Source organism: Peribacillus sp. SIMBA_075 (assembly GCF_046534585.1).
Genome location: NZ_JAWRYN010000055.1, coordinates 1 through 22,795, shown reverse-complemented (window position 1 = coordinate 22,795; position 22,795 = coordinate 1). Strand labels below are relative to the sequence as shown.

At 43.0% G+C, this 22,795-nt stretch carries 26 protein-coding genes and 5 tRNA genes; 13 read left to right on the top strand and 18 right to left on the bottom strand.

Annotated elements, in window-relative coordinates; translation table 11 throughout:
- Nucleotides 1-21 precede the first annotated feature (21 nt).
- Nucleotides 22-810 (bottom strand): alpha/beta hydrolase family protein, encoded by a 789-nt coding sequence (locus SB775_RS24585; RefSeq protein ID WP_250211717.1) that lies wholly within the window; start codon nucleotides 808-810, stop codon nucleotides 22-24.
- Between the two features lie 181 nt (nucleotides 811-991).
- On the opposite strand from SB775_RS24585, the gene SB775_RS24580 reads away from it, so the two are divergent.
- Genes SB775_RS24580 through SB775_RS24560 form a run of 5 tightly spaced genes read left to right on the top strand, consistent with a single transcriptional unit; the run spans nucleotide 992 to nucleotide 4,075 of the window.
- On the top strand, nucleotides 992-1,948 hold the full coding sequence (locus SB775_RS24580; RefSeq protein WP_410863758.1) for an ABC transporter substrate-binding protein: 957 nt from the start codon (nucleotides 992-994) through the stop codon (nucleotides 1,946-1,948).
- A gap of 27 nt (nucleotides 1,949-1,975) precedes the next feature.
- Nucleotides 1,976-2,746, top strand: coding sequence for an ABC transporter ATP-binding protein (locus SB775_RS24575; protein WP_089362658.1), 771 nt, complete (start codon nucleotides 1,976-1,978; stop codon nucleotides 2,744-2,746).
- On the top strand, nucleotides 2,736-3,527 hold the full coding sequence (locus tag SB775_RS24570; RefSeq protein WP_410863751.1) for an ABC transporter permease: 792 nt from the start codon (nucleotides 2,736-2,738) through the stop codon (nucleotides 3,525-3,527). Before SB775_RS24575 ends, SB775_RS24570 begins: the two co-directional genes overlap by 11 nt.
- 54 nt (nucleotides 3,528-3,581) lie before the next feature.
- Complete coding sequence (locus SB775_RS24565) at nucleotides 3,582-3,722, top strand: hypothetical protein (protein ID WP_410863749.1); 141 nt, start codon at nucleotides 3,582-3,584, stop codon at nucleotides 3,720-3,722.
- 17 nt (nucleotides 3,723-3,739) lie between these two features.
- Nucleotides 3,740-4,075, top strand: a complete 336-nt coding sequence (locus SB775_RS24560; RefSeq protein ID WP_410863747.1) for a hypothetical protein — start codon at nucleotides 3,740-3,742, stop codon at nucleotides 4,073-4,075.
- Here the strand turns inward: SB775_RS24560 and ytkD are convergent.
- Nucleotides 4,056-4,517 carry an RNA deprotection pyrophosphohydrolase gene (ytkD, locus tag SB775_RS24555; RefSeq protein ID WP_410863746.1) on the bottom strand — a complete coding sequence of 154 codons (462 nt, stop codon included), beginning with the start codon at nucleotides 4,515-4,517 and terminating at the stop codon, nucleotides 4,056-4,058. The genes SB775_RS24560 and ytkD overlap by 20 nt on opposite strands.
- A gap of 122 nt (nucleotides 4,518-4,639) precedes the next feature.
- Nucleotides 4,640-4,990: a hydrolase gene (locus tag SB775_RS24550; protein WP_176431902.1), complete on the bottom strand. Its 351-nt coding sequence runs from the start codon at nucleotides 4,988-4,990 to the stop codon at nucleotides 4,640-4,642.
- A gap of 235 nt (nucleotides 4,991-5,225) precedes the next feature.
- On the opposite strand from SB775_RS24550, the gene SB775_RS24545 reads away from it, so the two are divergent.
- Nucleotides 5,226-5,483 carry a DUF6154 family protein gene (locus tag SB775_RS24545; RefSeq protein ID WP_061465328.1) on the top strand — a complete coding sequence of 86 codons (258 nt, stop codon included), beginning with the start codon at nucleotides 5,226-5,228 and terminating at the stop codon, nucleotides 5,481-5,483.
- 103 nt (nucleotides 5,484-5,586) lie between these two features.
- Here SB775_RS24545 and SB775_RS24540 read toward each other — a convergent pair whose 3' ends face one another.
- Nucleotides 5,587-6,027: a Dps family protein gene (locus SB775_RS24540; RefSeq protein ID WP_125161299.1), complete on the bottom strand. Its 441-nt coding sequence runs from the start codon at nucleotides 6,025-6,027 to the stop codon at nucleotides 5,587-5,589.
- A gap of 124 nt (nucleotides 6,028-6,151) precedes the next feature.
- On the opposite strand from SB775_RS24540, the gene ytzI reads away from it, so the two are divergent.
- Complete coding sequence (gene ytzI, locus SB775_RS24535) at nucleotides 6,152-6,307, top strand: YtzI protein (RefSeq protein ID WP_081108936.1); 156 nt, start codon at nucleotides 6,152-6,154, stop codon at nucleotides 6,305-6,307.
- A 39-nt stretch (nucleotides 6,308-6,346) separates the two neighbouring features.
- Here ytzI and SB775_RS24530 read toward each other — a convergent pair whose 3' ends face one another.
- The gene (locus SB775_RS24530) at nucleotides 6,347-6,820 is read right to left on the bottom strand and encodes an S-ribosylhomocysteine lyase (protein ID WP_089362653.1); all 474 of its coding nucleotides are present in this window, start codon (nucleotides 6,818-6,820) and stop codon (nucleotides 6,347-6,349) included.
- Between the two features lie 208 nt (nucleotides 6,821-7,028).
- Between SB775_RS24530 and yidD the strand changes: the two genes are divergently transcribed.
- On the top strand, nucleotides 7,029-7,250 hold the full coding sequence (gene yidD, locus SB775_RS24525; protein ID WP_410863757.1) for a membrane protein insertion efficiency factor YidD: 222 nt from the start codon (nucleotides 7,029-7,031) through the stop codon (nucleotides 7,248-7,250).
- Between the two features lie 114 nt (nucleotides 7,251-7,364).
- Complete coding sequence (locus tag SB775_RS24520) at nucleotides 7,365-8,327, top strand: metal ABC transporter solute-binding protein, Zn/Mn family (RefSeq protein ID WP_410863744.1); 963 nt, start codon at nucleotides 7,365-7,367, stop codon at nucleotides 8,325-8,327.
- Between the two features lie 96 nt (nucleotides 8,328-8,423).
- On the opposite strand, the gene SB775_RS24515 is transcribed toward SB775_RS24520, so the two are convergent.
- Entirely contained in the window at nucleotides 8,424-9,488 is a 1,065-nt protein-coding gene (locus tag SB775_RS24515; RefSeq protein WP_410863743.1) for a DctP family TRAP transporter solute-binding subunit, read from the bottom strand.
- Nucleotides 9,489-9,630: 142 nt separating this feature from the next.
- On the opposite strand from SB775_RS24515, the gene SB775_RS24510 reads away from it, so the two are divergent.
- Complete coding sequence (locus SB775_RS24510) at nucleotides 9,631-11,241, top strand: ATP-binding protein (RefSeq protein WP_061465333.1); 1,611 nt, start codon at nucleotides 9,631-9,633, stop codon at nucleotides 11,239-11,241.
- Nucleotides 11,234-11,929, top strand: a complete 696-nt coding sequence (locus SB775_RS24505) for a response regulator (RefSeq protein WP_089362649.1) — start codon at nucleotides 11,234-11,236, stop codon at nucleotides 11,927-11,929. The genes SB775_RS24510 and SB775_RS24505 overlap by 8 nt, the downstream gene beginning before the upstream one ends.
- A gap of 53 nt (nucleotides 11,930-11,982) precedes the next feature.
- Here the strand turns inward: SB775_RS24505 and SB775_RS24500 are convergent, their stop codons facing one another.
- The 7 genes from SB775_RS24500 to SB775_RS24470 all read right to left on the bottom strand — a co-directional run bounded on the left by SB775_RS24500 (nucleotide 11,983) and on the right by SB775_RS24470 (nucleotide 20,157).
- Nucleotides 11,983-12,129 carry a hypothetical protein gene (locus SB775_RS24500; protein WP_155727454.1) on the bottom strand — a complete coding sequence of 49 codons (147 nt, stop codon included), beginning with the start codon at nucleotides 12,127-12,129 and terminating at the stop codon, nucleotides 11,983-11,985.
- A gap of 569 nt (nucleotides 12,130-12,698) precedes the next feature.
- Entirely contained in the window at nucleotides 12,699-13,802 is a 1,104-nt protein-coding gene (gene menC, locus SB775_RS24495) for an o-succinylbenzoate synthase (RefSeq protein WP_089362648.1), read from the bottom strand.
- Nucleotides 13,799-15,280, bottom strand: coding sequence for an o-succinylbenzoate--CoA ligase (locus SB775_RS24490; RefSeq protein WP_410863741.1), 1,482 nt, complete (start codon nucleotides 15,278-15,280; stop codon nucleotides 13,799-13,801). The genes menC and SB775_RS24490 overlap by 4 nt, the downstream gene beginning before the upstream one ends.
- A gap of 85 nt (nucleotides 15,281-15,365) precedes the next feature.
- Entirely contained in the window at nucleotides 15,366-16,184 is an 819-nt protein-coding gene (menB, locus tag SB775_RS24485) for a 1,4-dihydroxy-2-naphthoyl-CoA synthase (protein WP_061465337.1), read from the bottom strand.
- Nucleotide 16,185: 1 nt separating this feature from the next.
- Nucleotides 16,186-17,007 carry a 2-succinyl-6-hydroxy-2,4-cyclohexadiene-1-carboxylate synthase gene (menH, locus tag SB775_RS24480; protein ID WP_410863740.1) on the bottom strand — a complete coding sequence of 274 codons (822 nt, stop codon included), beginning with the start codon at nucleotides 17,005-17,007 and terminating at the stop codon, nucleotides 16,186-16,188.
- The gene (gene menD / locus SB775_RS24475; protein WP_410863738.1) at nucleotides 17,004-18,755 is read right to left on the bottom strand and encodes a 2-succinyl-5-enolpyruvyl-6-hydroxy-3-cyclohexene-1-carboxylic-acid synthase; all 1,752 of its coding nucleotides are present in this window, start codon (nucleotides 18,753-18,755) and stop codon (nucleotides 17,004-17,006) included. The genes menH and menD overlap by 4 nt, the downstream gene beginning before the upstream one ends.
- Nucleotides 18,748-20,157: an isochorismate synthase gene (locus tag SB775_RS24470; protein ID WP_284469425.1), complete on the bottom strand. Its 1,410-nt coding sequence runs from the start codon at nucleotides 20,155-20,157 to the stop codon at nucleotides 18,748-18,750. Before SB775_RS24470 ends, menD begins: the two co-directional genes overlap by 8 nt.
- Nucleotides 20,158-20,455: 298 nt before the next feature.
- Here SB775_RS24470 and SB775_RS24465 point away from each other — a divergent pair, with 298 nt between their 5' ends.
- Together SB775_RS24465 and SB775_RS24460 are read left to right on the top strand one after the other, a co-directional pair.
- Entirely contained in the window at nucleotides 20,456-21,376 is a 921-nt protein-coding gene (locus SB775_RS24465; protein ID WP_061465341.1) for a 1,4-dihydroxy-2-naphthoate polyprenyltransferase, read from the top strand.
- Between the two features lie 143 nt (nucleotides 21,377-21,519).
- On the top strand, nucleotides 21,520-22,266 hold the full coding sequence (locus SB775_RS24460; protein ID WP_410863736.1) for a TraR/DksA C4-type zinc finger protein: 747 nt from the start codon (nucleotides 21,520-21,522) through the stop codon (nucleotides 22,264-22,266).
- A gap of 41 nt (nucleotides 22,267-22,307) precedes the next feature.
- Here SB775_RS24460 and SB775_RS24455 read toward each other — a convergent pair.
- The 5 genes from SB775_RS24455 to SB775_RS24435 form a co-directional block, all read right to left on the bottom strand.
- Nucleotides 22,308-22,379: transfer RNA gene (locus tag SB775_RS24455), tRNA-Glu, on the bottom strand.
- Between the two features lie 3 nt (nucleotides 22,380-22,382).
- Nucleotides 22,383-22,473 (bottom strand) — tRNA-Ser (locus tag SB775_RS24450).
- A 1-nt stretch (nucleotide 22,474) separates the two neighbouring features.
- Nucleotides 22,475-22,549, bottom strand: a tRNA-Asn gene (locus tag SB775_RS24445).
- 12 nt (nucleotides 22,550-22,561) lie between these two features.
- Nucleotides 22,562-22,638, bottom strand: a tRNA-Ile gene (locus tag SB775_RS24440).
- Nucleotides 22,639-22,643: 5 nt separating this feature from the next.
- Nucleotides 22,644-22,717, bottom strand: a tRNA-Gly gene (locus tag SB775_RS24435).
- Nucleotides 22,718-22,795 lie beyond the last annotated feature (78 nt).

The following is a 22,795-nucleotide window of genomic DNA, read 5'->3' as shown; positions in this document are numbered from 1 at the left end:
TGAATATACTTCATTCTATCATCATTCGGTTTTGTTTTTCATCCAAGATGTTAAATCTTCGACAACTTTTCTGTTAACGGCCGGCGGGAAGAAATGTGTGAATTGAGGGAAATACCAGCTTTCGACCTCTTTGTCGTGCATTTTCAACCTTTTCTCCAACCTGTACGCGTGTTCAATGGCGACATTGTCATCTTTTTCACCATGAATGATCAGAACGGGCACATTCAAATCTTCAATTGCAAACAATGGTGTACGGTATTCATATTGTTCCGGGCATTTTTTTGGTGTTCCGCCGATGACCCGCTTCATCATCCGACGCATGTCGACACGCTCGACGTAGGTTAAAAACATATCCGATACACCACCCCATGTGACGATTGACGCTGCATTCCTGCAGTATATCCCCGTCCAAAGCGCCATGATGCCGCCTCGGGAAAATCCGAGGATATGAATGTGATCCTTGTTCACTCGGGGGTGCTGTTCAAGAAGATTGAATCCTGATATCGCGTCGAACCTATCTTCGCCTCCAAAATCCTCATCTCCCTCTCCGCCTTGATTTCCACGGTAAAAAGGGGCAAAAACGATGAAACCTTCCACGGCATACTGCACAATCCTTGCTGGCCTCACCTTGCCGACATTTTTAATCCCCCCGCGTAAATATAAGAAGGCATCATGAATTTCGCCATCAACCGGTTCAGCTAGTAACCCCTTCACTTTCAGGCCTTGTGATATGTATGTAACTGAATAAAGATGGATTTGTGGATGCGGTGATGGAAACCGCCTTTTTGAAATAATCGTTCCGTTCTCCAATTTTCCACTCTCCTTTCTCTTTAATCTTATTGTAAAACATCCGCTTGTTTTTATCCCCTGGGAGGCATTCACATTTTTTTCTTCCATTCATACGATAATGTAGGCAAAATACCTATTTATCAAGGAGGAAGGAATTTTGAAAAAATGGTGTAAAGCAGGTGTCGTATTTATACTTCTGTGCATGCTGGTGATCCCGCTCGGAGCATGTGGCAACAAGGACAAGGAAACAACGAAGGTGAGGGTGGCCGAAGTAACCCGCTCCCTTTTCTATACACCGCAATATGTAGCGATCGAAAAGGGATTTTTTAAAGACGAGGGCCTAAGCATTGATTTGAAAACGACGGCAGGCGGCGACAAGACGATGACCACATTACTGTCCGATGGAGCGGATATTGCTCTAGTTGGGTCTGAAACATCGATCTACGTTCAAGCCCAAGGTTCTAATGACCCCGTCATCAACTTCGCTCAATTAACACAGACGGATGGAACGTTTCTTGTTTCACGTGAAAAAATTGATAACTTCAGATGGGATATGCTGAAAAACTCTACATTCCTAGGCCAGCGAAAAGGCGGGATGCCGCAGATGGCCGGCGAGTTCGTATTGAAAAAACATAATATAGACCCGAAAAAAGATTTGAACCTCATCCAAAATATTGATTTTGCGAATGTCGCAACTGCCTTCGCTTCCGGAACCGGCGATTTTGTTCAACTGTTCGAACCAACTGCCAGTGTGTTCGAAAAAGAAGGAAAAGGCTATATCGTCGCTTCTTTCGGCACCGAATCCGGGCATCTTCCCTATACGGTTTATATGGCTAAGGAAAGCTATTTGAAAGAAGACAAAGAGACTGTCGAAAAATTCACGAGGGCATTGAAGGAAGCACAGGATTGGGTTCAGGAAAATGATGCTTCGGAAGTCGCCAAAGTCATTCAGCCGTATTTTGAAGATACCAATATCGAGACCATGGAAACAGTTATCAACCGCTACAAAGAACAAGGTTCATTTGCCACCGACCCCATTCTTGATGAAGAAGAATGGAACAATCTGCAAAACATCATGGATGAAGCAGGCGAGCTGCCTTCACGTATAAGCCATGATGAGCTGGTCAATACCGATTTTGCTAAAGAAGTCATAAAATAGCATAACTAAAGGTAAGGAGGATGTCCGATGAGCTTTTTAAAAATCCAAGACATTCACCATACTTATTTTTCAAATCAGACGGCAGCGACCGCACTCGCGGACATTTCCCTCGACATTGAAAAAGGTGAATTCGTCTCCTTTCTAGGTCCGAGCGGCTGCGGAAAGACTACCCTGCTTTCCATCATCGCTGGACTATTTTCGCCCACCTCGGGAAAGATCCTGCTCGAAAACAAACCGCTGAAGGCCAACAGTGACCTTTCAATTGGCTATATGCTGCAGCAGGATTATCTATTTCCATGGAAGACGATAGAAGAAAATGTTTTATTAGGATTGAAACTGATTAAAAAGGATGAAGGCCTTGAGAGAATAAAAACGCTGAAACTATTAAGTGACGTTGGATTGGGAGGCACCGGAAAATTATATCCGCGCGAACTCTCAGGCGGAATGAGGCAAAGGGCTGCACTGGCACGGACACTGGCGGTCGACCCAAAAATCCTTTTGCTTGATGAACCCTTCTCGGCCCTTGATTACCAAACGAAGTTGAAGCTGGAAGACCTTGTTTTTGAAACCCTGAAATCGTTCGGAAAGACAGCCGTGCTCGTCACCCATGATATCGGTGAAGCCATCGCAATGAGTGACCGCATCTATCTGTTTTCCGCGAACCCGGGAAGCGTGCACAAAACATTCGAAGTGCCCGATGAACTGCGTGAACTGACGCCTTTCCATGCCCGCAACCATCCACAGTATCCAATGCTATTCCAAACGATCTGGAAGGAGCTTGAGAGCCTTGAATATTGAACAGCTTCATACCCAATATAAAACCAAGTTAAAAAAGGAAAACAGGCTCATTCGCTTTTATCAGATCCTGATTTTCATCGTTTTTTTCAACAGTTGGGAACTTTTTTCCCGGATGGAATGGATAGATCCGCTCATCTTCAGCTCCCCAACCAAAGTGTGGCATCTTTTCATACAAAAATTGGGTGATGGAACACTGCTTTCCCATTCCGGAGTGACGTTATTCGAGACGGTTCTCGGCTTTATCATAGGGACACTGCTTGGAACGATCCTTGCATCCCTGCTTTGGTGGTCGCCAAGATTATCAAAAACGCTTGACCCCTATCTCGTCATTTTAAATGCCATGCCGAAAGTGGCACTCGGCCCCATCATCATCGTAGCATTCGGCCCTGGCTTTCCATCCATCATCTCGATGGGGGCGATCATCTCCATCATCATCACCACCATCGTTGTCTACACCGCATTTCGCGAAGTGGACCCGAACTACCTAAAGGTACTCCAAACTTTTGGCGCCACAAGAACACAAGCCTTTCGGGAAGCCATATTACCCGCCTCCTTCCCAACGATCATCTCGACATTGAAAGTGAATGTCGGACTCTCCTGGGTCGGCGTCATCGTCGGAGAATTCCTTGTCTCGGCGAAAGGACTCGGTTACCTAATCATTTATGGCTTTCAAGTCTTCAACTTCACCCTCGTCATGCTCGCCTTGATGATCATCGCCGTCTTTGCCACCATCATGTATCAACTTGTCGAACTGCTTGAACGAAAATTAATCAAAGACTAACCTACTGCCGAAAACCCTCGGCAGTTTTTTATTTATGCTCGGATAACTCTGAGTTTGAGCACTTTACTCGTGAGTTTAAGCACTTTACTCGTGAGTTTAGGCAATTTACTCGTAAATTTGGGCTTTACTCGTAAATTTGAGCACTTTACTCGTGAATTTGGGCGCTTTACTCGTGAGTTTGAGCTTTACTCGTAAATTTGAGCAATTTACTCGTGAGTTTAGGCACTTTACTCGTGAGTTTGGGCGCTTTACTCGTGAGTTTAGGTAATTTACTCGTGAGTTTAGGCAATTTACTCGTGAGTTTAGGCACTTTACTCGTGAGTTTGGGCGCTTTACTCGTGAGTTTAGGCTTTACTTGTAAATTTGGGCACTTTACTCGTGAATTTGAGCAATTTACTCGTGAATTTGAGCAATTTACTCGTGAATTTAAGCACTTTACTCGTGAATTTGGGCGTTTTACTCGTAAATTTGGGCACTTTACTCGTGAGTTCCAGGCTTTACTCGTGAGTTTGGACAATTTACTCTTTTTTAGAGAGAATTACTGCTAACCAGCTTTGATATGCTCAACGGCACAATCTCATCTTTCATGATGAAACTAAACTCTTCACCCAGTACAGCCGGCAATGCTTCCAAAAAGATCGGGCCGTCCGTTTCCAGGTAATCTTCTTTCTTTTTCACCTCACGCAAATTAGCATAGAATATCGATTTAACGATTGGCTTCACTGGATCATGTACTTTATATTGTCCCAGAAATTGAAGCTGCCCCACCAAGCCCCCTGTTTCTTCATACACTTCCCGTATGGCTGTTTCTTCAATCGACTCCCCTGCTTCCCGCTTACCACCCGGGAACTCCAACCCCCGCTCTCTGTGTTTGGTCAATACCCACCTTCCCTTGTACCTGCTGAGTACAAAAACATGCCAAGACTCTCCAAAAACAGGATTCTCGGAGAGTTCCACCTTGTATCCGTTCGTATCAAAAAAACGTTTCATTTTTCCCCTTCTCTCCATATAAGAAATAATGCTTTATTTCATTGGACTCGTCTTTCATTATATGGATAAAAAAAACCACAATCCAGCAGAATCTCCATTACATCAAAAAAACGATGGCCCCCTCAATATTCAAGGCCATCGTCTGTTGGTTTTGCCTGTAAAATCCCCATACTTTCTATATGCCGTCTTCCTTCTTCTGTACCTAGTTCATAAATCATCTCATAAATTTTTTGGAGAGTGATATCCTGTTTATCATTTTCCCGGTCAAAATGATATTGAAGGTATGGGACATGTGCCCTGTAAAAGTTTTCTTCCCCTATCGAATAATTATAATCAAATAACTCACGTAACTGGATGATTTCATTATCGGTCGCCTCGATCTCAAAATTCCATGGAGAACTTTCTCTATCCTGTGTTATCTGCCCGTTCGGAAGCCAAATGTAATACTTTTTCCTGTTTTCAGACACATTCATCCACCCTTTCCATAAATCCTACGCTTATTTTTTCACCTAATTCCCTACTTCATACAATGGAAAATTTTGTTTACAGAAGTACAAAGATGTTAAATAATAGATTAAAGTATCTTTCAAAGGGTAAAACATATAATAAGCCCAAGCATCCCTTCAGATTTTTATATGCACCCAGAGGTTTTTTTGATAACCTACATATAAAGAGATAACGATTTCTAATAAATGTGAGGTGAAAGTTTTGAAGTTAATTGAAGAATTATACAATATGTACCGTAATAAGATGACTGGTGATGAAGAAGATATTGATATGCTTACTTTTGCGGTTCTGGAGCAATTGGACCGTAAGGAGATTTTCGAATTGCTTCAAGAGATGGATGATCAAGAACTAACCAATCTAATGGGCCTTTACATTATTGAAACGTTAAAAGGGAAGTTCGCTCAAAATAGCATGAACGACACGAAACCTACACACTTTCCGCCACGGAATATTCATTAATACATACCTGTCTGGTGTCCCTCCTTTGATGGATGCCTTTTTTATTTTTTTAATTTTTCCTCCATTAAAAAAAGCCCTACCGAAGTAGAGCTTTCCCTAAACCTTAATGTCCTAAATACGCACGCAGCATCCAAGCATGTTTGTTTAAGCTTTTCTTCATGCCTGTCAGCATATCGGCCGTAACCGGATCTTCTTCTTCGGCCACTTCGATAATTTCTAAGAACTCTCCGGAAAGCTTCTCAAAATCACTGATGACGCTTTGAACCATGTCTTCAGTATTTTCGTTACCTGTCGCTTCTTCGATCGTAGTCAATTCCAAGTACTCTTTAAGGGTAGCAACCGGTTTTTCCCCAATGGCCAATAGTCTTTCAGCCAATTCATCATAATTGGCTGTCACTTCTTTATATAGTTCTTCCAATTTTTGATGAAGTTCAAAGAAGTGCGGTCCATTCACGAACCAGTGGTAATTATGAATTTTCGTATAAAGAACACTGAAATTTGCAATTTCCTTATTCACTAATATTCCTAATTTTTTCTGAGCCATAAATATCTACCTCCGTAAGTTGGTTATACCTTTATAATTCCCTCTATTCTAAAATTGAAACATTATCCGCTCCGGTTCTTATGCTAAAATGAATCTAAATTGTGAACGTTAGGAGCTGTAAAGAATGATTACGGTTTTAGTTATCTCCATTATTGTGATTCTGATTGTTTTGGCATTATCCGTCCTGACAATCGGAAAAGGTTACAGCTATAAGCATACGGTGGATCCCATTGACCCTTTGCCAGAGGATGAGGGGAAAAAGGAAGAACCCGAAAAATGAAAAAAAGTTCCTGTCACAAACTGACAGGAACTTTTTTTATTAACCGAAAACTTTATGAAGGTCTTCTTTATCTTGAGTAAGCCAGAAATTCATTAATTTCTTTGCTCCTTCAAGATCATGCAATTTTGCTTGGCCGCATTGTTTTTCATTTGCAGCTGGAATTTCCGTAATTTGAACAGCATCCTTGAATGTATCTTCAAGTACATCGATTATTTCCGTTACTGACGGTTCGCCGCTGACCACAAGGTAATATCCTGTTTGACATCCCATTGGCGAAATATCGATAATATCAAAATGATCGTAGCGCTCAGAATGCTTACGGATATTGAAAGCAAGCAAATGTTCCAATGTATGGATCGTATCCGGCTTCATCGCTTGTTTATTAGGCTGGCAAAAACGGATATCAAATTTATTAACAACACCATCTGTTCCTACCTTATGGACACCGCAATGTCTAACATATGGGGCTTTAACAGCGTTATGATCTAATTCAAAGCTTTCAACTGAAGGCATTTAATTCACTCCTTAATTGTATGTATCTCTATTCTACCTTGAATAACAATAAATTTCATCCATTAAAAATAATTCTTATTAAATTCATCGGATTACCCATATTACCCTTCCTTTTTTACCCTTATTGGAAATTTAGAAAATATGCTATAATTGAGGGTAGTGAATTTACTCGAAAAGAGATGAAAGCATCGTGTTTAAAAAAATATTAATGGGAATCATCCGTTTTTACCAAGTTGCCATTTCACCATTAAAACCGCCTTCTTGCCGTTTTTACCCAACTTGTTCCCATTATGGTTTGGAAGCGATCAACCGTTTTGGCCCTATAAAAGGAAGCTGGTTAGCCATCGTCCGGATTCTTAAATGTCATCCGTTTCATCCAGGAGGCATTGACCTTGTTCCAGAAAAAAAGAAAAAAGGTGAAGACCATTAGAAAAAAACCTTGCTTTCTTTTATAATCTTTTGTATTATACAGAAGTCAAATCGTAATCATTTCGTTTTTATAGATCAAATCGTAATCAATCCGAAATATAAGGAGCATTTCCATATGAAAAATCGAGCATTGCTCTCACTTTTCCTTGTCACTGTGCTGTTTTTGTCAGCCTGCGGCAACTCAAAGGGAGATTCCACTAAGGAAGCCAAGGATACCTTAGATATATATACGACGGTGTACCCATTACAATACTTCACGGAAGCCATTGGCGGGGAGTATGTGAACGTCAAAACGGTTTATCCACCCGGAACGGATGAACACTCTTTTGAACCCTCTCAAAAGGATATTGTAAAAATGGCGGAGTCAGACCTGTTTTTCTATATTGGCTATAATCTTGAAGGCTTCGTGACGAAGGCTCAACCAATTTTAAGCAAAGAAGGCGTCAGAACAGTCGCAGTAGGCGAAACGGTTCATCTTGATGAAGGTGAGCATGCATACAAAGACGAAGACGGAGACGAGCATGAACACGAAAACGAAGACAGTCATGACCATGGGGGCGTTAATCCCCATTTGTGGTTAGATCCCATCTATTCCATTGACATGGCTAAAACCATCAAGGACGAATTAACGAAGAAAATGCCTGAACATGAAGACTATTTCAACAGCCACTTCAACGAGCTTTCCAAAAAACTGAAGGCACTTGATAAAAAACTCGCGACGACAATCGAGTCGGGCCGTACTAAAAAGATCATCGTTTCCCATTCCGCATATGGTTATTGGGAGGAACGCTACGGACTTGAACAGATTGGAGTTACAGGACTAACGTCTTCAAACGAACCCTCTCAAAAGGAACTTGCGAAAATCGTAACCATGGCCGATAAAGAAGACTTGAACTATGTCATCTTTGAGCAGAATATCAGTTCTAAACTAACAGAGATCATCCAAAAGGAAATGGGAGCGAAATCGCTTAAGCTCCATAACCTATCCGTGTTGACGGATAAAGATATCGAAGCGGGCGAAGATTACTTCAGTTTAATGGAAAATAATATAAAGACACTGCAAACTGCGTTGCAATAGTCAAAAAAGGCGGGTCCTGACGGGTCCGCTTTTTTTGTCCCCCAATAAAAAAATGGACTCAAAAGTCGAAGCTCTTGAGCCCATTTTCATTATTCATTATTCATTTAAATGCTTCTCGCGGATTTTTTCCATTTTCGTCATCAATTCCGTGCCAATCGTGGATTCGAATTCCGGATAGATGACCGTCATTTCATCCATCCACTCTTTCTTTTCATCATCTGACAATGTATAGATGTCGATATTCGATTTTTGCTTGATTTCCAGAAGCTGTTTCTGATTCAATTCATTTGATTTGATCCATAACCATTTCGTCGTATCATCCATCGCCCGTTTGATTTGCTGCTGAATATCCAACGGGAGATTGTCCCAAAACGGCTTGTTTATCATGACGACATACCCTAAATACCCGTGATCACTGATCGTTAAATATTTTTGCACCTCATATAATTTCTTGGAATAGATATTCGAGATCGTATTTTCCTGGCTGTCCGTTTTATTGATTTCAAGGCTTTTAAACGTTTCATTAAACTCCAGCTCCGATGTTTTCGCCCCAAAATGCCTGAATTGGCTTGCCAGGACTGCACTTGGCATGATTCTAAAACTCTTTCCCGCAAAATCGCTTGGATGCCGTATCGGTTTATTGCTTGTAATCTGTTTATAGTTATTCGACCAAAATGCGAGTCCCTCGATATCCATGGAATTCAGCTGCTTAAGCAGCTCTTCCCCCACTTCTCCATTCAAAGCTTCCTTTAGCGCAGTGTCCGTTGGAAAGACGTAAGGGAGGTCCAATAGCATCCATTTTTTTGATATATTCGTAATCTTAGATGTAGTTGGAGCAATCATCTGCACCTTGTTTTCTTGTAACGCATTAATTTCTTCATGATCACTATATAATGATTGATTAGGGTAAACTTCAATTTTGACACGATGATCTGTATATTCATCGACAAGTTTGGCAAATCGGTTCGCAGCTAGCCCCTTAGGCGTATTTTCGGCAACGACATGACTGAACTTAATCACGATTTGATCCTTCATCCCCACCTGCTCCTCATCCTTTGGCAAATTGAAACCGAAGCTTGTAAAGAACGATTGAAACGATATATAAACTGCTATCAACAGCCCCATGCCAATTAAAACGAAATACCCCCATAATGCACGCATATCGACAACTCCCTACCGCTCACTTCACATTATCACTATTCTATCACAGCCTTTTTGCTGTCGTAATACAATGCGGGAAAAAGTAGCGAAAATAGATAGAACTTCTGTTACTATTAAGTATAGAAGTAATGGAGGAACAACAATGGATAAATCCTTTCATATGCCCATTCAATTTAAAATTACCCTGCTATCATTCGTAATCGTCGCTTTTTCGATACTTATAGGCGGGATTTTTATATTTGGAAATATCGTTTCAGTCAGGGAAGATGAAATCGGCAAACGTTCCATGATCACTGCACACACCATTGCCGAACTCCCTGAAGTACAAAGATTGGTCCGTGAGCCTGAAGGATGGACGCAACTCAATCCGATGATTGAAAACTTAAGGAAAATCCATCAAGCGGATTATATTGTTGTGCTCAACAATCAGCATATACGCTATTCCCACCCGGTGTTCAGACAATTGGGGACCCCATCTAGCAGCAATGACGAAAGCCCTGCGTTCGCTGAACATGAATACCTTTCAAAGGCGGCTGGCGAACTCGGCATTTCCGTTCGCGCCTTTGTCCCGATCCTTGATAAGGATAACGAGCAAATCGGCGTTGTACTGGTTGGGAACATCCTGCCGACGATACCGGAATTAATAAAGGATTTGAAAAGTGAAATCGCGATTATCCTTATCCTTACACTCCTATTCGGTGTATGCGGCTCATGGCTCTTGGCCAGACGGATAAAAAAAGAGACCTTCCAACTTGAACCGCATGAAATATCACGGATGTTGGTTGAAAGGACCGCTGCCTTCAATGCCATGCATGAAGGGGTCATCGCCATAGATAATAATCAAAAAATCACGATTTTCAATGAAAAGGCTAAGCAAATGCTCAATATCAACGGTCCAGTCATTGGCAAGAATATCAATGATATAATAAATGATACCCGGCTGCCAGAAGTGCTCGACCGGACATCCCCCATCTTCAATCAGGAAATATCCGTTCAAAACAGGAATATTGTAAGCAACCGGGTACCAATAAAGATTGCGGATAAAACGATAGGCGCCGTTGCCATTTTCCAGGATCGCACCGATGTGACGAAGCTAGCTGAAGAGTTGACCAGTGTCAAAGCATTCGTTGAAGCCCTGCGCGTTCAGAACCATGAACATATGAACAAACTCCATACGATAGCAGGATTGATCCAGCTAGGTAATCTGGACGAAGCACTGCATTATATTTTTCAAATCACGGAAGAGCAAGAGGAACTGACCAGGTTTTTAACGAAGCACATTCACGATGATAATTTAGTGGGTCTTATATTAAGTAAGATCTCCTTGGGAAGGGAACTCGGAATCGAACTCATCATGGACAAGCACACGAAATTGGACCAATTCCCAGCTGATATGGATCATCACGATTTTGTTTTGATAATCGGAAACTTGATCGAAAATTCGTTCGCTTCCCTAAAGCATTGTGCAGAAGAAACAAAACAGGTTTATCTATCCATTTACCAAGATGAACGGCATTGTCAAATCGTGCTTGAGGATAATGGACCTGGTATTCCCGAGGACATTCATAAAGATATATTCGAATATGGTTTTACAACAAAAGGTGCGGAAGGATCAGGAATTGGTCTTTATTTAATAGACCAAATTGTTAAAAAGGCGAACGGCGAAATGAAATTCACGACACGCCCTAACGAAGGGACAAGCTTTTTTATTTCTTTTCCCATGCACGATATAGAGGAGAACCAAAATGACTAAAGAATTTCGTGTACTTTTAATTGAGGACGACCCAATGGTCCAAGAGGTTAACAAACAGTTCATCGAGCGCCTGCCCGCCTTTAAAGTCGTTGATACAGCTTCAAATGGGCTTGAAGGTTTGGTGAAAATCAGGAAGATTAAACCCGATCTTGTCATTTTGGATATCTTCATGCCCTCTTTAAACGGGGTCGATACACTTTATCAAATCAGAAAAGAGCAAATTGATGTGGATGTCATCATCATTTCGGCGGCCAATGACCAGAAAACGATCCGAAAAATGATACAGAACGGGGCTTTTGACTATTTAATCAAACCATTTAAATTCGAAAGGCTAAAACATACACTTGAACAATATTTTGCTTTTCGGATGGAGGTTGAACCTGACCATCAAATCTCTCAAAATCAGCTCGACCGAATTCTCTTTCAAAATAAGACTCCTTCTGAAACGAGTCCGAAATATGATGTTCCTAAAGGATTGAATGGAGCTACTCTTGAGCAAGTGACGAGATTCATAAAAACTCAGCCTGGATCTTTATCGGCAGAAGAAGTGGCTGATGGAATAGGAATCGCCAGAGTTACAGCAAGGCGCTATCTTGAATACTTGCACGGCGAAGAAGTCCTTCAGCTTGACGTCCAGTATGGCAGCATCGGCCGTCCAGTTAATAGGTACCGGCTTAGAAAAACTTAAATCGCATGGGGACCGGCCAGAACCGAAAACGGTTCCCTTTAACTTTCATTCATTCACGCTCCCGTCTTTCGATCATATATGCCCCACTTTCTCTTCAAAAGAAACAGCTCACACTCCGCCAACGCCGTCACTTCTTTAATGACATAGTCCGGCATGCCTCTTCTTAATAGAATTTCCGCAATAAGGTACGGTCTTTTCATATACTCTCCCCTCCCTATCCCTTAGTTGCCATCCTTTTATTTCATTATACAAAATAATCCAATAAAGAAAAAATAGTCAAAGCCCCATTTTCCAAAAAAATATCTGACTGATCGGGCCATTTAAATGATTTCCCTTCACTAAAATCCCGTTTTATAAAAGGAATGCTGGAGATGCAAAATATTTGCAGAATGTAGACAAATTAAAAAAGCTCCAGTGATTTCAGAAACCCGCTCCCCTTCCATAGACTGTCTGCCATGCCTCATCAAAGCAAGCGCCTGCGGGGTCCCGTAGCCAGTTATTCGGCAGGAGTAACCGAGTTTTCTTAACACCATGATTCGGGGTGTGACCTATCAAACCTGCTTTTGTCCACAAACTGATATTTGTAAGTATTCTATTAAAATCATTTTCTAAAAGGGTGGGATTTCCGTCCAAAATGTATTAAATGGTTTTTTTAGAAGGCATGCAGCGAATAATATATTACTGCGAGCTAGGGGGATTATTATAAAACGGGGGGGAATCTGCAATATGGATTCAAAAGAGGCGGGCCAAGCACCTCCTTTGATTTTTTTCACCTGTAAAGTTTACTATATGTAGTCAAATCCTTTAGCCGCTTTTCATTGATGGCAAAACCGATTCCCGCTTTATCAGGAACCTGGATCATACCATTTTTGACAATGACTTCCGGATCGATTATATCCCCTTCCCAATAGCGGGATGAGGATGATATATCCCCGGGAATCGTGAATCCTTTTAATGTGGCAAGAGCGATATTATGTGCACGCGATATGCCAAATTCAATCATCCCCCCGCACCAAACGGGCACATCATTTCCCAAGCATAGATCATGGATCTTGACAGCTTCTGTCCAGCCGCCGACTTTTGCCATCTTAATGTTGATCACCCCACAGCTCTCGAGTGACAGCGCACTTTTGGCATCATGAAATGAGTTTATGCTTTCATCAAGGCAAATGGGTGTCTGCAGCTGTTTCTGCAAAATGGAATGTTCAACAATATCGTCATGTCCCAGCGGCTGCTCAATCATCATCAGCTTAAACACATCAAGCTTCTGCAGATGTGGGATGTCATCGAGCGTGTACGCTGAATTGGCATCTGCCATTAGCGGGATATCTGGATAGGCCCGACGGATTTCCGATAAAAACTCCAGATCATTATGAGGATTGATTTTTATTTTATATCGCTGATAACCAGATTTTGAAAAATCCTCAATCTGGTGCATCGCGTCTTCAATATCATTGGATGCAACGACAACACCAGCGGCCACTTCACTTCGTTCGCCGCCAAAAAGCCGTCCGAGATAGACGCCATTCTGCTTCGCATATAGATCAAGTATTGCCTGTTCCAAACCTGACTTCGCCATCGCATTCCGTCTGATTCCGCTCCATAAATTAGGCAGCTCATCAGGATGCCTAATCCGGCCTGCCAATGTCAACGGTATTAAGAAGTCATCCAACATATGAAAGCATGTTTTGATCGTTTCCTCGGTATACCAAGGACTTGCAAAAGGCACCGCTTCCCCGTATCCAATCAATCCATCTTCATCCATGGCTTCGACAATTATCACTTCCCGGTCGGATACCGTTTCGAGATGCGTCTTAAATGGCCGCTTCAACGGGGCCTTAACGAGCTTTAGTGAAATGGAGGATAACTTCATTGCCATTCCCCCATTCTCTTCTTCAGTTCCCTTCTCAGTAGCTTGCTCGCTCCATTACGGGGAAGCTCCTGACAAAAAATCACGTTCCGGGGAATTTTATAGGCCGCCAAATATTCTCTGCAATACTCCAGCAGTTCACTCTCATTAGTCTCAGCGCCTTGATGCAAGACGACAAAAGCGAGTGGAACCTGTCCCCATTTTTCATCGTCAATCCCCGTCACACCCGCTTCGAAAATATCAGGGTGCTTACAAAGGACATTTTCAACCTCAGCCGGATAGACATTCTCACCGCCGGATATGATTAAATCCGAGCGTCGGTCTAGCACATACAAAAAGCCTTCTTCATCCAGATAACCAAGGTCCCCTGTATATAGCCATCCATCGGTAATAGCCTGCAGTGTAGCGTCCATTCGATTAAAATAGCCTTTCGTCACATTCGGACCTGAAACCACGATTTCCCCCACTGCACCCGGTTCACAAATATTGCCGTCTTTCTCTATCCGTAACTGCGAAGGGAACAAAGGTTTTCCCGCTGATCCGATTTTTGCCATGCTATATTCCGGTGCAAGTGTCACAATCTGTGAGGACGTTTCTGTCATCCCATACGTCTGATAGACTGGAATCCCTTTTTCCTTACATACTTCAAGTAAATGAACGGGTGCTGGGCCGCCGCCTAACAGCATACAGCGAAAAGCTTCTGGATAGCTTGTTCCTTTCAAATCCTGTAACATCCTATTCACCATCGCCGTCACGACCGAAATGATCGTCACGCCATTTTCCTTGATGCTCAGGTTTGCTTCCCGTTCGTCGAACCGTTCAGCCAAAACGACCTTCATGCCATAAATCACATTTTTCATCAGGATGGATAAGCCGCTAATATGAAAGATCGGAACTGCACAATACCAAGAATCCCCTTCATGCAATCCAAGGTTCAGCACCGACCCGACAGCACTCCACCAATGGTTGCCGAAGGTTTGGATCACACCTTTTGGATTTCCTGTCGTACCTGAGGTATACATGATCGTAGCCGTATCCTCAAGATAAAACTCTTGAAGAATCTCTGCCGCTCCTTCATCCGGCAATTCTTCCATTAAGTGAAGGTGTAAATTCGGGAGAATACAACCAATTTCCGAGAGTTTTTCGGAAAAGGAACCTTCTGAAACAAGATAGGAAGTCTCACTATCCTCAATCTGCCAGGCCAACTCTTTTGCCGTTAACTTATTATTCAGCATCACAATTTTCACACCGAGATAAAATAGTGCGTGGATAACGACAACACCATCAATATGGTTACGGAGTAAAACCGCGCATGAATCGCCAGCCCTCAGACCAATGCTTGCCAGCTTGCCAGCCATCTTCTCCGATAATGTATGCAGTTCAAGAAAGCTATACGTATGGCCTTCAAATTCAATTGCCGGGCGATCTGGTGAAAGATGCGCCCGATTTTTCAGCCAGTTCGGCAACTTTTCTTCTGCCATGATTGCTTATCCTCCTCCATTTGATATAGAAAACAGCCCGGCGATTATCCGCCAAGCTGTCAGTCTCATCATTTCACGCGTTTCATCAAGGGAAACGAGGGAATTGCCCAAAGTCCGGATTGCGTTTTTCTTTGAATGCATCGCGGCCTTCTTTTGCTTCTTCAGTTGTATAGTATAAAAGTGTAGCGTCACCAGCCAATTGTTGAAGACCTGCAAGGCCATCAGTATCAGCGTTCATCGCCGCCTTCAAGAAACGAAGTGCAGTTGGGCTCTTCTCAAGCATTTCTTCACACCATTTAACGGTTTCCGCTTCTAATTGGTCTAAAGGTACCACCGTGTTTACCAATCCCATATCCAATGCTTCCTGGGCATTGTATTGACGGCATAGGTACCAGATTTCACGTGCCTTTTTATGGCCCACGATACGTGCCAGGTAGCCAGAGCCATAACCGGCATCAAAGCTCCCCACATTAGGTCCAGTTTGTCCAAATACTGCATTGTCAGCAGCGATCGTCAAGTCACACACCACATTCAGGACATTACCGCCACCAATTGCATATCCTGCAACCATCGCTACGACCGGTTTTGGAATTACACGAATCAAACGCTGCAAATCAAGAACGTTTAGACGTGGAATGTTATCTTCACCTACATATCCGCCATTCCCGCGTACTTTCTGGTCTCCGCCTGAACAGAATGCTTTGCCGCCTACACCAGTTAAAATTATGACACCTATGCTGGAATCATCACGCGCCCTTGCGAATGCATCAATCATTTCAGCAGTCGTTTTTGGCGTGAATGCATTATGTACATGCGGTCGGTTGATGGACACTTTCGCAATCCCGTTATATTTTTCATATAAAATTTCGTCATACTCACGTATTGTTTCCCATTGTACCGTCATTTTAATTCCTCCTCCGATTTCGCTTCAAAAACTCACTTATTATTTTACCAAACTTTTCTCCATCTTCCACATGAATCGCATGTCCGGCATCATTTATTATTTTCCATTCAGCCTGCTTCAGCTTTTTTTTCATCGAGTCCGCAATTTCACAAAACTTAGGATCGAGTTCACCGGTTACAAGAAGCACAGGGAAATCAAGGTTTTTCAGGTCTTCCCAGTAAGAAGCCTGACTGCCGGTCCCCATACCAAGGAGGCTATTGTAAAGGCCGGCTGGGACATTTGCCTTCCTCTGCTCCCGAATGGCTGACCTGGTTTTGGCCGGCAACCGTTTTTGACTTTCAAACAGCGGGATGTTTTCCCATTGATCCACAAAAGCTTCCATGCCCTTTTCAAGAATCCTTTCAGCAAGCTTCCTATCATTTTGCCTTCGGATTTCCCGCTCCTCTTCTGTTAAAAGGCCTGGTGAAGCGCTTTCCAATATCAATGTATCAACATACTCAGGATACAAACAGGCAAATCCCAATCCAAGCCTGCCGCCCATCGAGTATCCAAGGATATGGGCTTTCGGGAAATGTAACTCATCCAAAATGTACTTGATATCTTCAGCCACCCGCTCCATCCCATACCTTCGATGATCGGCCGGTGACGCAGACATGCCATGGCCGATGATATCGACCATGATCATTGTATACCTATCACACAATAGCGGAATGAGGAAATTCCATGTATCCCGATTTCCCGTAAATCCATGCAAAAGTACAAGAGGTTCTCCATTTCCCGTTATTTCAACAGCATAAGTGACATCCTTGCTGACAATATTCATGATATTTCCCTGTCTAACACCATTTTTATTTCCTGGGAAACAAAACTCCACAAATTTCGATGCTTTTGTAAATTGGACTCCCTTTCGGTCGGCACCTCAATGATTTTCAGACCTTGAATTCCAAATGACTCTGTAAATACCTTCTTTAACTCATCCCAATTTTGCACCTTGTTGTATTTACCTCCATACAGCTTTGCAGTATGGGAAAAATCAAGCCCATGAGGGGTACCGAATAGCATTTCGAAATGTTCTTTCTCATTCGCCTGTGGCAAGAAGGAGAAAATGCCGCCCCCATCATTATTAATCAGCAATATGGTGATATTTTGTTTTTGAAGTTTTGCTGCAAGCAAGCCATTCATATCATGGAAAAAGCTTAAATCCCCGATTGCCAGTACTGTATTTTTCGAAACCGTACTTACTCCAAGAGCAGTGGAAACGACCCCATCGATGCCATTCGCCCCACGGTTTGCAAAGGTTTTGATTCCTTTTCCATTATTCAAAAAGAATGTATCCAAATCTCGTATGGGCATACTATTCCCGACAAATAAGGTGGATTCCAATGGCAACATATCAGCAAGCAGGGAGAACAGCTTGCCTTCACTTAATTCCTCTTCATCCCTGATGGAAGCTAAGGCATTCTTCGTTGCTACGTTGACAGTTTGCCATAAGCCAAGCCATTTATCATCTGAGGCATCAGTAACTTTTTCACAAACACGCTGGCAGAAATCTTTCTCTTCGCTGTAAATCATGTTCGATGCCAATCCGGCTGGTTCTCGCCAGCCCGCTCCGCCATCGACGACCAAAGTGATTGCTTGTTTTTGTTTTTTCATGAATAACAATAAGGGTTTAGAAACAGGCATTGTCCCAAAACGTAAAATCACGTCCGGCCTGAAAGCCGCTTTTGCCGCTTCATCGCGTAGAAACGTATCATACGCATCAATAATGATGGCTTTGTCGTGGCTCCCACTCCTTAACTGGGAAAGAGGGTCAGCCAATACCGGAAAAGCAAGTTTATCCGCTAATGCTTTGATTGCTTCCTTCATCCCTGGATGCGGTAATTCGCCACATACAATCATACCTTGCTTAGCTTGTGACAAAGTAGATGCAACAGCATCTATTTGTGATGCGGACAGTGACCGTTCTCCACTATCAATCAACACTGCAGGCGTCATTTTATTTTGCCTATATCCCTTTGCTTGCTCCAGATCCGGAATCAATGGTTCTCGAAGCGGGAAATTCAAATGTACTGGCCCTGCAGGTTCAGTTGCCGCTGTAGCCACTGCCCTTGCACCGATCATCCTTGCATACCGCATCATCTCATCTGTACTTTCAGGAAGTGCCATTTCGACAAACCATTTTACTTGTCTCCCGTACAGATGAATTTGATCGATTGCCTGTGGGGCACCGACATCACGCAATTCATGCGGACGATCAGCGGTCAGCACTATTAGCGGCACTCTTGAATAGTAAGCCTCGATGACGGCAGGGTAAAAGTTTGCAGCCGCTGTACCGGATGTACAAAGAAGTCCGACAGGTTCTTTTAAGGCCTTAGCCAAACCCAGGGCAAAAAAAGAAGCCGAACGCTCATCCACATTAATATGAATTTCGATATCAGGATGTTCCACTAACAACAAAGCTAGGGGAGTGGATCGCGAACCTGGGCTCACAACCACATGCTTCATCCCATTTTGTGCCAGCTCATCGACAAATGAAGCAGCATACGCTGTCAATGCATCTCGGTCATTCATTAAGATTTCCTCCTAAAGCACTTAGCATCGGATTGAATTTAATCCCCGTTTCCCGGAACTCACTTTCGGGAGCCGAATCTTCAACTACGCCGCACCCCGCAAAGAGCGATGCCTCATTGTTCTGTATTAGGGCAGAACGTATCCCTACGGCGAATTCCCCATTTCCATACGTATCCACCCAGCCTAATGGTCCCGCATAAAAGCCGCGCTCAAGACCTTCCATTTCCCGAATCCGGACAACGGCCTTTTCTTTTGGAAGTCCGCCCATGGCGGGTGTAGGATGGAGATTCTCGACGAATTCAAAAATCGTGACACCTTCCTTGGATATACCGCGGACCGGTGTATACAAATGCTGGATATGACGGTTTTTCATAAGTTTCGGTTCGGCCGGGACCATTACCTTTTTACATACAGAATCAAAGGCATTTGATATCATCGACACGACATATTGGTGCTCTTGTAAATTCTTTTGGTCATGAAGCAATTCTTCACCAAGACAAACATCTTCTTGCTCATCTTTCCCTCGCCCCATCGATCCAGCAAGACAGGTAGAGAAAACTTCATTTCCCTGTTTCTTAATTAAACGTTCGGGAGTGGCACCGACAAAACAGTCACCACCAGCTTCCAAACTGAAAATATAGCTTAATGGCTGCTCAGCAATCAATTGCTCAAGCACTTTCCCTGAATCGATGGAACGCTCGAAAACAACTCGAAGCTCCCTTGCCAAAACAATCTTGTCGAGATCTGTCGTCTTGATTTCCTGAACAGCCTCTGCGACCGTCCGCTTCCATTCCTCAGGTTTGACTTCCTTCTGCAAAACCAAGGCATTAGGAACCAATCCAGTGCCGTCCAGGCTTTTGAAAAGGAAGGCTTCCCGTTCATTTATCATATCTATGAAGAGTTTTTCTGAATCATCAGGCGAACAAAGTAAGTTTGTCGTTAAGTAAGCTTGTTTCCCCACTTTTGAAAGCATGAAGGCAGGTATATAAAACAGGTTGTCCCCGAATTGATTCCAAAGGAGCGTACTGTTAGTTTCATAATCAAAAGAAAAGCCCCCAAACAGTAAAGGACCGGTCGCTTCTACATCGGTCAATCCCGTTTTGACAGCAGTATTCTGCAGTTTGATCCAGCTCTTTTCGACTTCTCTATAACGTTCGGCATTCGATGCCGCTTTGAGTTTCTTAACAGTGCCTAAACCGGTGATGGTTATTTCCTTTGCAGGGTCCTCCCAGAAAAAGCGTTCACCCGCGTACCGTTCTCTTCCAGCTTGATAAAATGAAAGGGGGTTGTTGCAATTAACTTTCTTAATATGACTGAATAGAACTTGATCATTCAAGTCCTTCGCCTTTTGTATAGCTGAAGCCAGTCCCTGAAACTGTTCAGTTTCTTCTGAGATAGCCAAGAAAATCCCCCCAAATGTACATTTTAAAAGCTTTTTAACCTATTTAAAGATACACCTCCCTTCAACCTCATGTCAATAAAACGCCCCTTTACCGAACGATTCATGCCTGCTTTTTTCCTTATTATATGAATCTTAGCGAATGAAGAGAAATATCCTTGATTTTGGAAGAGAATCTTCATGAAATCCAATTGACACACTTCCCCAGTTTTCCTACACTTATTAGGATAACCTTTTGTGCAACATTTCAATATTTGTTATAATTTCGAAAGAACCAATAATGATTTTGAGGAGAGAAATAATGCAAACAGAATACGACGGACTTCCCCTTAAACGGACCTGGAAGATTTGGTGGGAGTTAATTCGTCCACATACACTAACCGCAGCTTTTGTCCCAGTCTTACTTGGAACTGTGATTGCACTCTTGGAAGATGGAGTGAATTGGCTACTATTCGCTGCCATGATGATTGCAAGTATCCTGATTCAAGCTGCAACTAATTTATTCAATGAATACTATGATTTCAAGAGAGGCTTGGATACGGAGGAATCCGTAGGCATCGGTGGCGGGATCGTGCGTCATGGGATGACCCCAAAACTCATCATGACCTTGGCACTTGGCATGTATGCCATCGCCCTGATACTTGGAATCTATATCTGTGCCGCATCATCTTGGTGGCTTGCAGCAGTAGGACTGGTTTGCATGCTTGTTGGCTACCTTTATACAGGCGGTCCACTACCCATTTCATATACACCATTCGGGGAACTATTTTCTGGTTTGTTCATGGGCTTTTTGATCATCCTGATTGCCTTTTTCATCCAAACCGGTTATGTATCTTCAACAGCCATCTTAATTGCCATCCCTAGTGGAATATTGGTCGGGTTAATCAACTTATCCAATAACCTCCGTGACCACGATGGAGATAAGGCACATGGCCGCAAAACGATGCCTGTAGTGATGGGCAGGAAAAACGCCCTGACATTCATGGCAATCATGTTTGCCTTCTCTTATCTATGGCTGGTTGGATTAGTCCTTACTGGAAATGTAACAGCGTGGATTCTCCTTGCCTTCCTTAGCATCCCGAAAGCCATGGCCGCAGTCAAAGGATTCGTTGGTAAAACACAGCCGATCACGATGGTACCGGCAATGAAAGCAACGGCCCAAACGAACACCTTCTTTGGCTTACTTATGGCCATTGGTTTATTCATCAGCTATCTTATATAATTTTCAAGGACCGAGCTACCCGCTCAGTCCTTTTTTTATCTTCCGTTCCATTTTGTTTTCCTATACTCCGATTCGGGTAATAGATAATACAACCATCATAAAAATATAAAATGAGATATGGACTTTAGAAGGAGTGAATGGATATGGCAACGAAACAGCAAATGCATAAATTCAGAAAAGTACTGCTTCAAGAAAAAGCTGAACTTGGAAATAGGATTCAAAATGATGAACGATCCGTTCTTGATAAAAGCCAGACGGAATCTGTTGGGGAATTATCATCTTATGATAATCATCCTGCTGATCTTGGAACCGAATTATTCGAGATGGAACGGAACCAAGCACTTGATGAGCATGCACAATCTGAAATGGATAAAATAGAAGGAGCATTGAATGCCATAGAAGAGGGTTCGTATGGCCATTGTAAAACCTGCAATATAGAAATCCCTATCGATAGACTTGAAGCGATTCCAAGCACTCTCTACTGTGTCGAGCATGCCCCGGAACGACCAATTGCACAAGACCGACCGGTGGAAGAAGATATACTGATCCCATCCAAGGGTGATGATTTTGAAAATCGTCATGGAAATGAAATAGTTGATAAAGAAGATAGCTTTGGTGAAGTCGCCAAATTCGGTACATCCGAAACGCCATCTGATTACACAGGTGATCATGACAATTATAATGGTCTTTATAAAACCGAAGGTGAAACGAATGGATTTCCTGAAGACTATGAAGGATTTGCCGCAAATGATATCGAAGCGGAAAATAGGGTGAATATGCCGAACAAAAAGCAAAAGCTATATGAAAATACACTAGATGAAGGGAATGATTCCCGTCTTGGAGACATTCCCTATAATCAAAAGGATAATTATATCAATGAAAAAAAATAAAAAAAAGAAGCATACATGTATGTATGCTTCCCTTTTTGTTATGACCCGTACGGGATTCGAACCCGTGTTACCGCCGTGAAAGGGCGGTGTCTTAACCGCTTGACCAACGGGCCAAATGGCGGAGAAGGAGGGATTTGAACCCTCGCGCCGCTCGCGCGACCTACACCCTTAGCAGGGGCGCCTCTTCAGCCTCTTGAGTACTTCCCCATGGCTCCGCAGGTAGGACTCGAACCTACGACCGTTCGGTTAACAGCCGAATGCTCTACCACTGAGCTACTGCGGAACAATATGAATATGGTGGGCCTAAATGGACTCGAACCATCGACCTCACGCTTATCAGGCGTGCGCTCTAACCAGCTGAGCTATAGGCCCATATTTGGAGCGGGTGAAGGGAATCGAACCCTCATCATCAGCTTGGAAGGCTGAGGTTTTACCACTAAACTACACCCGCGAAATGGGGCGACTGATGGGAATCGAACCCACGAATGCCTGAACCACAATCAGGTGCGTTAACCACTTCGCCACAACC

What these genes read in the sequence shown, in the direction of transcription:
- SB775_RS24550 (WP_176431902.1), bottom strand. Translation starts at nt 4,990, where the DNA reads ATGAATGTGTCTGAAAACAGGAAAAAGTATTACATTTGGCTTCCGAAC.
- menH (WP_410863740.1), bottom strand. Translation starts at nt 17,007, where the DNA reads ATGAATATTGTCAGCAAGGATGTCACTTATGCTGTTGAAATAACGGGA.
- SB775_RS24500 (WP_155727454.1), bottom strand. Translation starts at nt 12,129, where the DNA reads ATGAAAAGACCGTACCTTATTGCGGAAATTCTATTAAGAAGAGGCATG.
- menC (WP_089362648.1), bottom strand. Translation starts at nt 13,802, where the DNA reads ATGAAGTTATCCTCCATTTCACTAAAGCTCGTTAAGGCCCCGTTGAAG.
- SB775_RS24575 (WP_089362658.1), top strand. Translation starts at nt 1,976, where the DNA reads ATGAGCTTTTTAAAAATCCAAGACATTCACCATACTTATTTTTCAAAT.
- ytkD (WP_410863746.1), bottom strand. Translation starts at nt 4,517, where the DNA reads ATGAAACGTTTTTTTGATACGAACGGATACAAGGTGGAACTCTCCGAG.
- SB775_RS24465 (WP_061465341.1), top strand. Translation starts at nt 20,456, where the DNA reads ATGCAAACAGAATACGACGGACTTCCCCTTAAACGGACCTGGAAGATT.
- yidD (WP_410863757.1), top strand. Translation starts at nt 7,029, where the DNA reads ATGGGAATCATCCGTTTTTACCAAGTTGCCATTTCACCATTAAAACCG.
- menB (WP_061465337.1), bottom strand. Translation starts at nt 16,184, where the DNA reads ATGACGGTACAATGGGAAACAATACGTGAGTATGACGAAATTTTATAT.
- SB775_RS24540 (WP_125161299.1), bottom strand. Translation starts at nt 6,027, where the DNA reads ATGGCTCAGAAAAAATTAGGAATATTAGTGAATAAGGAAATTGCAAAT.
- SB775_RS24505 (WP_089362649.1), top strand. Translation starts at nt 11,234, where the DNA reads ATGACTAAAGAATTTCGTGTACTTTTAATTGAGGACGACCCAATGGTC.
- SB775_RS24530 (WP_089362653.1), bottom strand. Translation starts at nt 6,820, where the DNA reads ATGCCTTCAGTTGAAAGCTTTGAATTAGATCATAACGCTGTTAAAGCC.
- SB775_RS24510 (WP_061465333.1), top strand. Translation starts at nt 9,631, where the DNA reads ATGGATAAATCCTTTCATATGCCCATTCAATTTAAAATTACCCTGCTA.
- ytzI (WP_081108936.1), top strand. Translation starts at nt 6,152, where the DNA reads ATGATTACGGTTTTAGTTATCTCCATTATTGTGATTCTGATTGTTTTG.
- SB775_RS24490 (WP_410863741.1), bottom strand. Translation starts at nt 15,280, where the DNA reads ATGGCAGAAGAAAAGTTGCCGAACTGGCTGAAAAATCGGGCGCATCTT.
- SB775_RS24460 (WP_410863736.1), top strand. Translation starts at nt 21,520, where the DNA reads ATGGCAACGAAACAGCAAATGCATAAATTCAGAAAAGTACTGCTTCAA.
- SB775_RS24515 (WP_410863743.1), bottom strand. Translation starts at nt 9,488, where the DNA reads ATGCGTGCATTATGGGGGTATTTCGTTTTAATTGGCATGGGGCTGTTG.
- menD (WP_410863738.1), bottom strand. Translation starts at nt 18,755, where the DNA reads ATGAATGACCGAGATGCATTGACAGCGTATGCTGCTTCATTTGTCGAT.
- SB775_RS24520 (WP_410863744.1), top strand. Translation starts at nt 7,365, where the DNA reads ATGAAAAATCGAGCATTGCTCTCACTTTTCCTTGTCACTGTGCTGTTT.
- SB775_RS24580 (WP_410863758.1), top strand. Translation starts at nt 992, where the DNA reads ATGCTGGTGATCCCGCTCGGAGCATGTGGCAACAAGGACAAGGAAACA.